At 50.0% G+C, this 14,939-nt stretch carries 11 protein-coding genes; 8 read left to right on the forward strand and 3 right to left on the reverse strand.

The window, feature by feature from the left end; all coding sequences use genetic code 11:
* Window positions 1-64 precede the first annotated feature (64 nt).
* The 8 genes from ACQ76X_RS21385 to ACQ76X_RS21420 all read left to right on the forward strand — a co-directional run bounded on the left by ACQ76X_RS21385 (window position 65) and on the right by ACQ76X_RS21420 (window position 10,897).
* Window positions 65-997, forward strand: coding sequence for a peptidase U32 family protein (locus ACQ76X_RS21385; protein WP_438495825.1), 933 nt, complete (start codon window positions 65-67; stop codon window positions 995-997).
* A 268-nt stretch (window positions 998-1,265) separates the two neighbouring features.
* The gene (locus tag ACQ76X_RS21390; protein ID WP_438495826.1) at window positions 1,266-2,597 is read left to right on the forward strand and encodes a peptidase U32 family protein; all 1,332 of its coding nucleotides are present in this window, start codon (window positions 1,266-1,268) and stop codon (window positions 2,595-2,597) included.
* A 259-nt stretch (window positions 2,598-2,856) separates the two neighbouring features.
* A complete protein-coding gene (locus ACQ76X_RS21395; protein WP_438495827.1) occupies window positions 2,857-5,076 on the forward strand; it encodes a methyl-accepting chemotaxis protein in 2,220 nt (739 codons plus the stop codon).
* A 249-nt stretch (window positions 5,077-5,325) separates the two neighbouring features.
* A complete protein-coding gene (locus tag ACQ76X_RS21400) occupies window positions 5,326-7,209 on the forward strand; it encodes a sensor histidine kinase (protein ID WP_438495828.1) in 1,884 nt (627 codons plus the stop codon).
* Window positions 7,210-7,226: 17 nt separating this feature from the next.
* Window positions 7,227-8,534, forward strand: a complete 1,308-nt coding sequence (locus ACQ76X_RS21405) for an ABC transporter substrate-binding protein (RefSeq protein WP_438495829.1) — start codon at window positions 7,227-7,229, stop codon at window positions 8,532-8,534.
* 45 nt (window positions 8,535-8,579) lie between these two features.
* Window positions 8,580-9,644 (forward strand): LacI family DNA-binding transcriptional regulator, encoded by a 1,065-nt coding sequence (locus ACQ76X_RS21410; protein WP_438495830.1) that lies wholly within the window; start codon window positions 8,580-8,582, stop codon window positions 9,642-9,644.
* Between the two features lie 97 nt (window positions 9,645-9,741).
* Window positions 9,742-10,071 (forward strand): hypothetical protein, encoded by a 330-nt coding sequence (locus ACQ76X_RS21415; protein WP_438495831.1) that lies wholly within the window; start codon window positions 9,742-9,744, stop codon window positions 10,069-10,071.
* 40 nt (window positions 10,072-10,111) lie between these two features.
* Window positions 10,112-10,897 (forward strand): class I SAM-dependent methyltransferase, encoded by a 786-nt coding sequence (locus tag ACQ76X_RS21420; RefSeq protein WP_438495832.1) that lies wholly within the window; start codon window positions 10,112-10,114, stop codon window positions 10,895-10,897.
* Between the two features lie 480 nt (window positions 10,898-11,377).
* Here ACQ76X_RS21420 and ACQ76X_RS21425 read toward each other — a convergent pair whose 3' ends face one another.
* The 3 genes from ACQ76X_RS21425 to ACQ76X_RS21435 are packed head-to-tail and all read right to left on the reverse strand — an operon-like array spanning window position 11,378 to window position 14,736.
* Window positions 11,378-12,550, reverse strand: coding sequence for a glycoside hydrolase family 130 protein (locus ACQ76X_RS21425; protein WP_438495833.1), 1,173 nt, complete (start codon window positions 12,548-12,550; stop codon window positions 11,378-11,380).
* Window positions 12,550-13,764 carry an AGE family epimerase/isomerase gene (locus ACQ76X_RS21430; protein WP_438495834.1) on the reverse strand — a complete coding sequence of 405 codons (1,215 nt, stop codon included), beginning with the start codon at window positions 13,762-13,764 and terminating at the stop codon, window positions 12,550-12,552. The genes ACQ76X_RS21425 and ACQ76X_RS21430 overlap by 1 nt, the downstream gene beginning before the upstream one ends.
* Before the next feature lie 21 nt (window positions 13,765-13,785).
* Window positions 13,786-14,736, reverse strand: a complete 951-nt coding sequence (locus tag ACQ76X_RS21435; RefSeq protein WP_438495835.1) for a glycoside hydrolase family 113 — start codon at window positions 14,734-14,736, stop codon at window positions 13,786-13,788.
* Between the last annotated feature and the right edge of the window lie 203 nt (window positions 14,737-14,939).

Genomic DNA, 14,939 nt, shown 5'->3' on the forward strand with positions numbered 1-14,939 from the left:
GAATTCTCCCTCTATTTTAAATAAATGATGATGAGCTGGACGGATGAATTTAGGAGGAATCAACATGAATAACAAACCGGAGCTGCTGGCAACGGCGGCTTCCTTGGAAGAAGCGCGTGTATTGCTGGATGCCGGGGCAGATGCGCTCCTCATCGGGGATGACCGTTTCGGCATGCGACTTGCCGGACACTTCTCGCTGGAGGACACTGCGGCTGTCGTTAGTCTGGCTCACGGCAAAGGCCGCAAGGTGTATGCCGGTCTTGGCGGGCTGATGACGAACCGTCTGCTGGATGAACTTCCTGCTTATGTGAAGGCGATCGGTGAGCTTGGCGTTGACGGCATTGAATTCGGAGATCCAGCGGTGCTGGCGGCTGTGAAGCATGAAGCGCCGGGCATGAAGCTGCACTGGAATGCGGAAATGACCTCGACCAATTATGCCACAGCGAACTATTGGGGCCGCAAGGGAGCTTCGCGTGTCGTTCTGGCCCGTGAATTGAATATGGATGAGATGACGGGTATGGTACCGCTGCTGGAGATCGAAGCCCAGGTACAGGTCCACGGCATGACGAATATATACCATTCCAAACGCAAGCTGGTAGAGAGCTATATGTCGCATCAAGGCCGTCCGAGTGAAGGAGGAAGCCTTGGCAAGGAGCGCGGCTTATTCCTGATTGAAGCAGAGCGCCAGAATGAGAAGTTTCCGATTTATGAAGATGTCAACGGGACACATATTATGAGTTCCGATGATATTTGCATTCTGGAGGACCTTCATCTGCTGTTGGGTGCCGGAGTACACAGCCTGAAGATTGAAGGGCTGCTGAAGCCAGCTGCCTACAATGCCGCTGTAGTTAAGGCTTACCGCCATGCGATAGACCTCTACACCGCTGATCCGGCAGGTTATGCGTTCCAGGAGGAATGGATGGACGGAATCCGGGCGCTGCAGGACCCTGAGCGTGAACTGACATTCGGCTTTTTCTACAAGGAACAGGTATATTAAAATATAAATAAGCAATGACTCAGCTTTTTAAAATAGCTTGTTGTTTAAGCAACATAAAGGTGTAGCAGTGGAGGGGAAGTTTGGAACTGTAGGAGCGATAGCGTACGCCTTTAGGTTTGGATTTCTACCGTGGCTAACAGTTCAAATCAGGAAATCCAAACCTAACAGCGGCCGGAAGTCCAAACATTCCCCGCAGCTGCGTCCAGCACCAGAATGGAAGGTTTTTAAGCTATTTTAACAGGTGAGGAATATGGAGGGGAGAACAGGAATGGGAACCATGACAAAGCCTAAGTTTAAGGGCAAACGTTACCGTCTGGACAAACCGGAGCTCCTTGCTCCGGCGGGTAATCTGGAGAAATTGAAATTCGCCGTGCATTATGGTGCGGATGCAGTATATATTGGAGGCCAGAAATACGGCCTGCGCTCCGGAGCAGATAACTTCAGCTTTGAAGAAATGCGCGAAGGCGTGGAATTTGCCAAGAAATACGGGGCCAAGGTATTTGTTGCCACCAATATCTATGCCCATAATGAAGATATCGCCGGGATTGAAGAATACCTGCGCAATCTATATGAAGCCGGGATTGCCGCCATTATTGTAGCGGATCCGGCCATCGTCGATACCGCGCGCCGCCTGGTGCCGGGCCTTGAGGTGCATCTCAGTACCCAGCAGTCCACACTGAACTGGCAGGCTGTCTCTTTCTGGAAAGAGGAAGGTCTGCCGCGTGTTGTACTGGGCCGTGAGACCAGCCTTGAAGAGATTGCCGAGATCAAAGCGCATGTGGACATCGAGATCGAGAGCTTTATCCACGGAGCCATGTGCTCCTCGTATTCCGGACGCTGCGTGCTGTCGAATCACTTCACGGACCGCGACTCCAACCGCGGCGGCTGCTGCCAGTCGTGCCGCTGGAAATATGACCTGTTCGAAGATGCCCGCCCGGAGGGCACATGGGTATCCGAAGAAGAGCAGGCCGCAGCCCTTTCGTCCCCGCAGCCTCTTGAGCCCGGTGTAACCCAGCTTCCACTGCATCAGCCGGAGGATAACCAGTTCTCGATGGGCTCCAAGGATTTGTGCATGCTGGAGAGCATTCCCGATCTGATTGAGGCCGGCATTGACAGCTTCAAAATTGAAGGCCGGATGAAGTCGATTCACTATGTGGCGACTGTAGTCAACGCCTACCGCAAGGCCATTGATGCTTACATGGCCGATCCGGAAGGTTATGAGCTGAAGCCGGAGTGGCTGGAAGAGCTGCAAAAAGCGGCAAACCGTCCGCTGAACACCGGATTTTTCTACGACACCCCGGATCATGAGGATCATATCTATGAGCCGGAGGAAAAAGCGGCTCCTTATGATTTTGCCGGATTGGTGCTGGAGTATGATGCCGAAAGCGGCATGGCTCTAATTCAGCAGCGCAACAACTTCAAGCCGGGGCAGGAAGTGGAGTTCTTCGGCCCGGACAACACCTTTTTCAAGCAGACCGTCGGAGAGCTGTGGGATGAAGAAGGCAACCGGCTTGACGTTGCCCGCCACCCGCTTCAGCGTGTCCGCATGAAGGTAGACCAGCCGGTAGCTTATTTCGATATGATGCGGAAGAGAAAATAATTTTATTATTTATTTACAAGGGATGCTCTCATTTTTTTGAAGAGCATCTCTTTTTTTTGCGCTCCCGCCAAAATTCGGGATAATCTTAGGAAATATAAAATATTCTCTGGGAATTTGTAAAGAAAACTAAGAAAAAAGACCCAATATGCCGATATATATTTCGTGAACGCTTACATACATCTTCTAAACTAATTGGTAGGTGATGGTAATGGGGGCTCCCGAGCGTGAAAAAAGAGGAGAACAGCAGAAAGGGAGAAGGATGAGAGTGGGGAAGAACAAGAAGAAACCGGTGACAGTACAAAAAGCAGAGAAAAACCGCACAAGTGAAACACAGACAGCAAGCAAAAGTAAGGTCAAGAAAGTGCGCGACAAGATAACCCTTAAGGGGGTGCTACATACTTCGTTACGTCAGGTGAAAAGGGTCAACCCGCTGAAGTCAGTTGGCGTCAAGCTGTTTTTGATTTTCTTATCTTCAATTGTTATTGTGGTACTGCTCTTGGGACTGTTGTCCTATAACAAGGCCAAGAATACGATTAAAGATAATGTATCAGAAGCTAACCGGCAGACCATTATCCAGACCTCTGATAAGCTTGATATTATTATCAAACAGTATGAGAATCTGGCACTGCAACTGTATTTTGATTCGAAAATGCAAAGTGATTTGACGGATTTGGCTTCCGCAAGTTCCAATTATGATAAATTTGTAGCTACCGATTCAATAAGCAAGAAGCTATCCAGCCAAACGACAACGGATTCGAACATTGTGGCTATTTCACTGATTCCGCAGTCAGCGGACTATAGTGTAATTACAAGCGGCAACTCCGGACTGAAAATGGATGGAATAAGAGATCAGGATTGGTATAACACGGTTGTAGGCCGTACTCAGGAATATGAATATTATTACTCCAAGGAAACCAAAGCATCCCAGAACTACTGGTTCTCGACGGCCATTGAAGGTGATAAAGGGAAGAATATCGCGATGGTAAGATCCCTCAAAAACATGGGTTCCAATTCAGGATATGTAATCATGCTTGAACTGAAAAATACACTGCTGGAGGAAGCCTTCAAAACTGTTTCCCTCGGAGACGGCTCACGGATTCAGCTTGTGGACCCGGATGGTATAGTAGTCGCTTCTAATGTACCTGCTGATGATGGGGTGGCTTCAGAGCTAGCCTTCATCAAGGAGAGCAAGAGCAACAACGCAAGTCAGGAAGCCAGCGATGCCGACGGCAAGGATGTGCTGGCAGTGTATAATCCCTTGACCAAAGCTGACTGGAAGCTGACCGGAGTGGTGCCTACCGGCGAGCTGGTGAAGGCAGCACGTCCGATTCTGTTCACGACTTATCTGGCGGCGCTTGCCGCAGCCGCGCTTGCGGTAGTGCTAGGGTTCTGGATGGTCCAGATGATCGCCAAACCGCTGGCACGCCTGAAGGATCTTATGGTTGAAGGTTCAAAAGGTGACCTGAGCGTGCGTACTGAATACGTATCTAAGGATGAGATCGGCGAACTGTCGGCCTCCTTCAATACAATGATGGAACGGATTACAGAGCTGGTTGCACAGACAACGGACACAGCCCGTGAAGTGCTGGATACCGCTGGTGAGCTTGGTGAAGCTTCCCGCAAGACTGCCATTTCCGCGAAGGAAATTGCCGCTGCTACGGAAGAGATCGCCGGTGGTGCAGGAAGTTTGGCTTTGGAAGCTGAACGCGGCAATGAACTGACGGATCTGATCGCTACGCAGATGCAGAGCGTTATCGCTGCTAATGCAGAGATGGATGAGGCGGCCCGTGGTGTCGGTGAAGCCAGCGGACACGGAGCGAAGCAGCTGGAAGAGCTGCTGAAGCAGACAGGCCGTACCGGAGAGATGACAACCGCGCTAGTGGATCGTGTCAACGATTTGAAAGAAACGGTATTCTCTGTAATCAAAGTGCTTGATGTTATGAAGAACATTACACAGCAGACGAACATTCTCTCATTGAATGCAACTATTGAAGCAGCAAGAGCGGGCGAAGCAGGCCGCGGGTTTATGGTCGTGGCTGGGGAAGTCCGGCAGCTGGCGGATCAATCCAAGCAGTCCATTGCCCTTGTAGCCGGGATCACCGATAAAATCATGGCTGAAATGAACGAGACAGTAACTGTGCTGTCCGAAGTTGCACCGCTCTTCAAGCAGCAGATGAGTTCGGTGAAGAGCACAAGCGATATCTTCGTATCGGTTAAGGGACAGATGGAGGATTTCATTACAAGCCTCGAATCAGTGACTGGAGCCATTGGAAGCCTCAATCATTCCCAAGGTGTCCTGTCAGATGCCATGGGTAATGTAAGTGCGGTAGCGCAGCAATCCTCAGCCACTTCGGAAGAGGTAGCCTCACTCAGCAGCGAGCAGCAGAATGTGAGTGATCACCTCGTTTCGCTGTCAGGCAAGCTGGAGAGCGTTTCAACTCAGCTGAAGGATAAGCTGGCGCTGTTTACCATTAAATAAATCATTAGAGTTCTGCAGGTTTTTGAGCGAATAAGGCCGTTTCTTCCACAGGAAGAAGCGGCCTTATTCCGCTTTAACAGGTTTCAATGCTTCGGCAAAGGGTTATGGAACCAATCTTCGAAGTTAACTTGGAACTTTGCGTGCTATCTTCTTGTACAACCACAAGCTAACACGTATAATGATTTTGTTAGGCAAATTGTTATGAATATAAGAAAAGTTAGGTAAACGCCATTGAAGGAGAAGGGCCGTATGAAAGGTAAACGCAAATACAACTGGTGGTCCTTTATCGGGGATATGAGCATGGAACGCAAGCTGCTCCTCGTCTTTCTGATTATCATTACACTCCCGCTTTCTTTTATCAGTGTAATCAGCTTCAAGAGCTACTCTAAGTCTATCGAGTATAATACCATCGCTTATTCAGAAAAGCTGATCGATCAAATGATGGACGGGATTGATGACTACATAGAGGATATGAAACGAATCTCATCCATGCCCGCTTATGTAAACGATATCAAGCAGAACCTGCTGCGCTCGAACCGTTATTATGAGCAGAAGCAGGCCATGACGGGCGAGACGGACAGTTCATCGATTGCACCCGGTGATTTTGATCTTTTGCTGTCTATACAGCGGGGGATCGAAGGAAATATATCCTTCATCAATAATATCAAACGGGGCACGAATTCCGTGTATATTTTTGACGGCTATGGCAACGGTTATTATTCGGCCAAAGACGGAGGCGTCCGGTTGGATCTGAAGCAAAGCTACAAGTTCTGGAGCGAGCAGGCCAAGTATTCCAGCGGGGAAGCACTGCTTTTCGGCACTCAGGCATACACAAGCAATCTGCAAAGCACCCGGTATGCGTTCACGGTTGTCCGTAAAATTGTCGACGGCCTGTGGAATCCAATCGGACTGATTGCGGTGGATGCCAATATCAGCAACATGGAAAATCAGGTCGCCGAACTGGATAAGGTTACGCATGGCAAGTCATTAATTGTGGATGAGAACGGAAAAGTTGTGTATGACAGCGATCAGAAGCTGCTGACGACGGATATTTCACACACATTGCTGTACCGCAAGGCACAGGGCAGCGCCGGGAGCTTCTACGATACGGTGTCCGGCAGGGATAGGCTGAATATATATTCAAGCTCCTCCAAGACCAATTGGAAGGTGATTATCTCCATTCCGGTCGATGAGTTGACCCGCGATGTGAAGCTGACCCGCAATGTGACCTTTGCCGCAACGCTGATTATTATTGTGCTGGCGCTGATTATTTCGATTATTTTATCCTTTGCTTTGACCAAACCGTTGACTCAATTGATTCAGCTAATGAAAAAGGTGCAGAACGGCGATCTTGATGTCACCTTCCGAGTCAAACGCCGGGATGAAATTGGCCTGCTGGGTCACCAGTTCAACCGGATGCTTGCCCGGATCAGGCAGCTGATCGAGGATATCTACCGGATTGAAGAGCAGAAGAAGGAGGCGGAGCTGCAGGCGCTGCAGAGCCAGATCAATCCTCACTTCATCTATAACACACTGGAGTCTATCCGCATGACTGCAGAGCTTAATGACGATGTGGAAGCCGCCGACATGATCTCCATACTGGGCAAGCTGCTGCGATACAGCACGAGTGAATTAACCGGCAAAACGACGATGAAGCAGGAACTGCTGTATGTGCGCAACTACGTAGAGCTGCTGGGCAGCCGTTATCCCGGGCGTTTCCTGCTGGAGATTGATGTCCCGGAGGAGCTTAACGAATACTCCATCATTAAGCTGGTCTTCCAGCCGATCATAGAGAACGCTGCTTATCACGGATTGGATGACAGCAAGCCGCAGATGCATCTCGGTATTAAATGTGAGATTACGGAGCATAAGCTGCTATTTCATATCAGCGATGACGGCTGCGGTATGGATCAGGACACGCTGGAGAAGCTCAATGACAGCCTGAAACGTGAGACACCTCGAAAGAAAAGCATCAATGGAGGCATCGGTATGAAAAATGTGCACCAGCGTGTACAGCTGCATTATGGTGCGGGTTACGGCATTGAAGTGTTCAGTGAGGCCGGGAAAGGGACGGATGTAATCTTATCCCTGCCACTGCTGGAGCCAAGCGAACGAACGGATGGCGAGAGCTAGAGAGAGGGGGAAACACCTTGAAGAGGATTAAAATGCACTGGCCTGTGCAAACGGTGCTGCTGGTTCTGCTGCTGCTGTCAGCGGGTTGCGAGAATCGCAGCAACAGCAAGGAGCCTGCTGCATCAGCTGCCGTAGACGGGGGCGCATCCAGTCTGTCAGGCACGATTGTCATGCTGACGAATCGAATTGATCTGATTGAGAATGGAACCTTCAAAGGGTATGCCGACCAGTTTAAAAAGAAGTATCCGGAAGCTAATGTGGAATTCGAAGGCTTGTCCAATTATGCGAGCGACATTCTCGTCCGATTATCGACCAAGGACGCCGGGGATGTTCTGCTGCTGCCCGTCAATTTGCCGGCGAAAGAGCTTGAGCTTTTTTTTGAGCCGCTGGATAATGAAATGTCCGCCCAGGAAAGATTCACCACATTCGCCACTTACGGTGGCAAGAGGTACGGATTATCTACAGGTACGACAACCAGTGGGATCGTTTATAACAAGCGGGCTTTCGAGCAGGCGGGCATTACGCAAATTCCGCAGACCCTTGAACAATTCTACGCTGCCTGCGCCAAGCTGAAGGCGGCGGGAATTACCCCCGTCTACTTAAATTACGGAGCCGTCTGGCCGCTGCGGGAATGGGGAAATACTATGGTCAATTTTATGACCGGTGATCCCGAATACTTGAACAACATGGTTCATGAGGACAGCCCGTGGCAGATTGATAATGCATGGGGGCAATCTCTGTCCATTGCCAGAACGATAATTGACAGGGGTTATGTGGAGGACGAGCTGTTCTCAAACAATTGGGAGATTTCCAAGACCAAGCTGGCGAAGGGGGAGGTCGGCATGTATCTGCTCGGAAACTGGACGATCCGCCAGGTGCTGGATGCCGGTGCTTCCGAAGGGGATATCGGATTCTTCCCGTTTCCGTATGACAATAGCAGTGAACATTATGCTCCGCTCAATCCGGACTGGTTCATTGGAGTCAGCAAATTCAGCAAGCATAAGGAGCTTTCCAAGGCCTGGGTGGAGTATTTTGTAAAAGAGACCTCTTACACGGCTGACTGGGGCTTCCTGCCTCCTGAGGGAGCTGCAGAGCCTTCTATGGAGCAATTTCGTGAGTTTCTCTCCTACAATCCCCGGTTGGTTGAGGCTACGGTGCAAAGTGACGCCTTCATAGAAATGGCGAACAGGGCGAAGCTGTCGTTCTGGTCAGGAGATTATATTCAGGAGCTGCTTGCCGCGCCGGATTTACAGCAGTCTTTTGACATGTTGAATGAGAAGTGGAAGGAAGCGCGTCAGGGGCAGCAGGCTTCTCCGCAGCCATAAACGGGAATTGTTTTTTAAATCAAGATTATTTTGGAGGGTTTTCATATGGCTAAAAAGGTTACCATGCAGAAAATTGCCGATCATCTCGGCGTATCCAAGTTTGTCGTCTCCAAATCGCTTTCAGGCAAGGGCGGCGTCAACGAAACAACCAGAGAGCGGGTAATCCAGGCTGCTTCACAGCTTGGCTATTTCACACAGAAGAATGCATACGTGCAAAATATAAAACGTTCCTCCCAGGGCTCAGGGAGCGACCGGAATAAGCAGTCGGTGCTGGTGCTGATGCCCAATATCCGTTCACAGACTCAGGATTCCCTCTATTGGGGCAAAATTGTTGACGGTATCGCACTTGCACTGGATCAGGAAGGCCTCGGAATGGTGATTGTTTCCGAGCATCGTGCAGATAATTTCGTCAATATTTTGAACCCGAACGGTCTTCTCGGTCTGGTTGGGGTAGGACAGATTTCTACCTCGCTGCTGCTGGAGGTGCACCGTATCGGACTGCCGATGGTGCTGATTGATCATGAAGATCCGCTAATTCCGAGTGATACAGTATTCGCCAACAATACTGATTCCATGAACCGGCTGAGCAACCACCTGATGGCAACTGGGCATAAGCTGCTGCATTTTATCGGTAATATCCGCTACTCGCGCAGCTTCCGCGACCGCTGGATCGGCTTCCGCAGCGCCCTGGAAGAGAGTGAGCTGAAGCCCCCTGCCGGTGATGACGAGATGCTTCAGCTGGAAGGTATGGATGACGCAATCATTCAAGAGCAGTTCAACCAATGGATGGCGAAGCGGAAAAAAGCCAAAACCATGCCGACAGCGCTAGTCTGCGCCAATGATTTCATCGCGCTCACAGTCAGCGAGGCGCTGAAGGAAGAAGGCTTCTCCATACCAGGCGATATCTCGGTTACGGGATTTGACAACATCGAGGATGCAACAAGAGGTATTCCGCCGCTTACTACTGTGCATGTACCCAAGGAGGCAATGGGCCGGGCGGCAGTGGAGAAGCTGCTGAACCGCATTCATAATCCGTCAGCACCTCTGGAGAAGATTCTGATCGCTGCGGATATCGTCCACCGGGATTCAGCGGCCGGACCGCAGAGCTAAAGGGAAGGTGCAACAGCGGCCGGAAGTCCAGATATTCTCTGTAGTCACGGCCAATCCCATACTAGAAGAATTATAAGTTTATATAGGAGGAGTTTTAATGAGTTATAATGTACACCTTACCCGGACCGAACATTGGACCGAAAGTATGAATAATCCGATATCCCTCGAAGAGGCAAAGTCCTGCTTTGACCAGAGAGATGATTTTAAGTATACTAATATGCTCTCCTTGAAAGGCCCATTCGGAACAATGAGCCTTGAAGGGGATTTCTTTCATTGGTCTGTCGAAGATTTCAGTGTGCCGTTCAGCTATAAGGAAGGCAGAATTACTGTACACAGAGCGGATGAGTTTGTCATTGACAAAATGATTGAAATCTCTGCTGCGCTGGGAGCAAGAGTACAAGGAGATGACGGCGAACTCTATAGCTGATTCGCTGCTCTACTTTACGATGAAGACAGGAGGAGATGGAATGAACCAGACGTTAGCAGATCCGACAGAACACCCGGATTGGAGACTGCCGCATTCGTTTGAATGGTATGCCGGACTGGGAGGGGCAACGGGGAAATATACGTACCCCTGGAATTCCACGATCACGGGGCCCGATGCGGAGGCGATGTTTGCCGAGGAGGTTGCAGGGCTGGTTCCAGGGAAAAGAGTGCTCGATATCGGCTGCGGCCACGGGGATTTTACGATTCGCTGGAGTCCTGTGGTGAAGCAAATTGTCGGGCTGGACGTCACTGCTGATTTCATTGAAACGGCCAGCAGCACTGCGCTTTCTAATGTTTCTTTTGTTACAGTCAATACCAAGCACAAACTTCCCTTCGAAGACGGACAATTTGATTGTGCTTACAACCGTAAAGGCCCGACCTCCGCATACTCCGATCTTACGAGAATCCTCACTAAAGGCGGGAGGCTGCTTGCTCTCCATCCCGGCGACCGTTTGTCGCCAGAGCTGTCCCGGCTCTTTCCCGGGCTGTTTGCATCTCAGCCGGAAGGAACTCCGGTACTGGACAAGATCAATCAACGGCTCGAGGCAAGTGGATTTACAAGCGCTGAAATCGAGATTGTTACGAGTGTGCAGTATTTTCATGAGCCGCTGGATATTGTGCGGTTGCGCTGTTTTGGCCAGTCACCAGCGGTTCACGAAATGGTGTTGCAATGCATGCCTGAGATCAGCCGGATCTTCAATCAGCACCAGTCATCCCAAGGGTTGCAGGCAACCTTGGATAATTACATCGTTCGCGCAGCGGTGTAAGTTGGTACTAAGTCTGCTTAAATCTCAAATAATAGGAAAAAGTGCAAGTATAGTTTCTCTTTTTGCGCTGTTCCGCCACCTGTATCATTTGGCCTGAATCCAAGAGAGGTTATTGGGGCAATTTAGAAGGCATCATCAGCACCTGTAGCTTTAATTGCATTACCTGCAACTATTCAAGGCATAAGCAGATTATTTCTAGAAATAATTGCATTTCATGCAGTTAAAAATAATAAATTCACCCATTTGATCTGAAATCCTCCAATATAAATGTACGGAATGCAACTATACTCGCGGTGGCAGTGGAATTTACGTTTTTAAGTGTACGAAGTACAATTAAGTCGCACTGAGAGTGGTGAATTCGGCCAAAAAGTCATACGGTCATTCCGCTTGCCGGTCTTACCTCAGCCCATATAAATATATAAAAAGAGTCCGCCAGGAGATCAACCTGGCGGACTCTTTTTACGTAGGAAGTGTAGGTAATTATAGCTGCAAGTTACGGTCGATCAGTGCGATGCGCTGTTGTACGCAGGCATAGGAACGGAGCGGATCTTCCGGTGTATTCAGCACATAGTCGAGCATTTGGTCAACTGTAGTGGTAGCTACATGAATACGGGTGTCGGAGGATGCGTAGTAAATATAGATTTCTCCGTTATCGCGGGCAATTACACCGTTGCAGAACACAACGTTGGATACGTCGCCGACACGTTCTTCACCGTCTGGAGCGATGAAATGGCCGCCAGGAGCATGGGTAACTTTGTTCGGCTCATTCAGGTCCGACAGGAAAGCATAAAGCACATACCGCAGTCCTGCTGCTGTATTGCGCACGCCATGGGCGATGTGCAGCCAGCCGCGCAGAGTTTTGATTGGAGCCGGGCCTTGGCCGTTCTTCACTTCTTTGATGGTGTGATAGTAGCGCTGATCCATAATGGACTCGCTGGTAATTACGGCATTTTCGATTGTATCGGACAATCCCCAGCCGATGCCGCCGCCGGAACCGGCGTCGATGAAGCCATCCTGCGGACGGGTGTAGAAGGCATATTTTCCATCCACAAATTCAGGATGCAGCACGACATTGCGCTGCTGGGCGGAACCGGTCTTCAGGTCAGCCAGACGTTCCCAGGTCTTCAGATCCTTGGTGCGGGTGATGCCGCACTGGGCTACAGCACTGGAGAGGTCGCCGTGCGGAGCATCCGGATCTTTACGCTCGGTGCAGAACAAGCCATAGATCCAGCCATCGGCATGTTTAACCAGACGCATGTCGTAGACATTGATATCCGGGTCTTCTGTTTCAGGTAATACAACCGGATGGTCCCAGAAGCGGAAACCGTCTACACCGCTGTCGCTTTCGGCTACGGCGAAGAAGGATTTGCGGTCATTGCCCTCAACACGGGCTACGATATAGAACTTGCCATCCAATTCAATGGCGCCCGGGTTGAAGATGCCATTAACACCGATTCTTTCAGCAAAATAAGGATTGGTTGCCGGATTATAATCATAACGCCAGATCAGCGGGGCATGCTCCGCGGTGAGCAGCGGATACTGATAACGGTCATAAGTCCCGTTGCCGTAAGGCACCTTCTCATTTTTGCGTCCGATCAGGGCTTCATAACGTGCCGTTAGTTGCTCTTTGCGTTCTTCGAATAAAGTTGTCATTAGATATTCTCCTTTATAGTTGATTTAAGACGTTCGATCATCTCGAAGCAGGCTCTGCTGTTATGATAAGGACATTTCCAGGCGCTGACTTTCGGCTCATGCGCGAGCGGCTGCAGCTTCTCGTCAACACCCCAGTACCATTCGCCATACTTGCGGTCCACTAAATAGCTGTCAATAAAGTTCCAGGCGCCTTCGGCAGCATTCAGGAACCGCTGATTCCCTGTCAGCTGATAGGCATTGAAGAAGCCGACAACAGCTTCAGCCTGCGGCCACCAGTCCTTATCTTTGCTCAGCAGCCCGCTGCCGTCGGCCTCATTCCAGATGCCCCCGTCGCTTGCGATGCCTTCTTCAAGCGCAGCTTCTGCCATGCTCAGGGCAACTGTGCGCACGCGCTGGAGCAGCTTCTCATCGCCAAGCACCTCTGCGGCTTCCACCAGCAGCCAGCTGCCTTCGATATCATGGCCGTAGGAGACGAGCTCGGATTTCACATGCCACTCCTCATCCAGGAACAGGTGGAAATGCTTGCCTTCACCGTCAATGATATGATCAAGCATCGTTTCGATCAGCCTGGACAGCTTAACCTTAAGCTCTTCGGATTTCCATACACGGTACAGGCCGGTATAACCCTCCAGCACATGCAGATGCGTATTCATCGACTTCTTCTCATTCATATCCTTGGCGCTTAGCGACAGATCATCCGTTACTTGCCATTCACGCGACAGTGCTTCGATATATCCTTTATAAAGCGGATCATAGCCGTGCTTCTCCAAGAGACGGAACAGCTCAACCGCTTGTTCCAAGGCTTGCAAATTTCCCGTAGCATGATGGAACTCGGCTAGCGCGTAGATGGCAAAAGCCTGGCCGTATACTTGCTTTTTCGGCTGGGAAGGCGCACCTAAAGCATCAACCATCCAGTAAAATCCACCGTATTCCTTATCTGTGAAATGCTCCAGCAGGTAGCTGTAGGCACGTTCAGCCATGGACAGGTATTCTGCTTTGCGGTACATGCGGTAAGCACTCGCAAACGTCCAGAGAATCCGTGCATTAAGCACAAGGCTTTTCTCTGCGCCTTCGACAACATTCAACTGGTTATCAATTTCGCCAACAAAGCCGCCGTGTTGCTCATCCAGCGTGTGTTCCATCCAGAAGCCGAGAATATTGTCCTGCAACTCCGCTTCCAGCTTCTTTAGCCAATCTTCGGGTGAGTTCTTCATTTTTCTGGTCCACTCCCATCGTTAGTTATTGATTTTGGAGCCATAATACGCTTTAATGACACCTGCTGCCGACTTCCCGTACATGCAGTAATCATCATTGTCTGCCGCCTCTTCAAGCGGGTAGAGGTGTGCAGGCCAATCCCATAACATAAAGCCCCGTACCCATTCACGGCTCTCACAGCTGCCGAACATCGCCTGGTAGAACCGGTGTTGCTCTTCTTCGCTGGGTTCACCTTGTAACGTCCAGTCATTGGGGATAGCGGCGCTCCCGGTACGGCTGGGACAGCCGGCTTCCATAAAGAAGAATGGTTTGTTGTGTAACTTCACCACGGCTTCAATCCGGTCAAGCTGGGCTTCCCAGTCCTGTTCCGGGTAATATCCGCTGGAGGAGATCACATCGAGGTCATCCCACCAGGTCACGTTATCCTCCTGGTATTTGTCGCAATTGTAAGTAATGATCCCGTGGTAGACCTTGCGTACCTCAGCGATCAGGGCCCGCCATTCGGCTTCACGCCGGTCGGTCTGAACCAGCTCACAGCCGATGCAGAACATTTCGCAACCGCTTTCTTCAGCGATCGCAGCATAATGCAGGATAAAGTCAGTATAAGAGCGGAACCACTCCGACCATTTGGGCTCGCAGGGAACATCCTTGTCGAAAAAGTTAATATGAGCGCGCCAAGTGCCGTCTGCACAATTGACAATCGGCTTCAGGCAGACCTTTAAAGTGAGCTCTTTGGCCTTGCGGATCGCCCAGACTACTTCTTCGTCGGTGACTGTCGGCTTCTCCCAGTACGGAATTTCCGTGGATTGCGGAGTGGCCTGAATGGCGCTGAAGGCAATTGCGGTCCAGTTCGCACCCGTAACCGATTTCATAAGCCCCATCGAAGCTTCGGCTGCTTCAGTAGTCCAGGTTCCGCGTCTGCCCATAAAGCCCCAGGTGACACCTCCGACATATTCATTAAGCAGTGACATTTGGAAACCTCGCTTTACTTGGAAGAATAGATAAAATAATGCTAACAAATAATAACTTTTCGTTAATTTGTTATTATAATATTGTTATTTATTAATAACAACAATACAATTTAGTTATATACCTTTTTGTGTTTGATTTCAAGGGGGAATTAATTAAAGTAAACTGAAGACTATAAAAGAGCAACACAACACATTTTCTAACC

Source organism: Paenibacillus sp. IHBB 3054, assembly GCF_051594305.1.
GTDB lineage: Bacteria > Bacillota > Bacilli > Paenibacillales > Paenibacillaceae > Paenibacillus_AQ.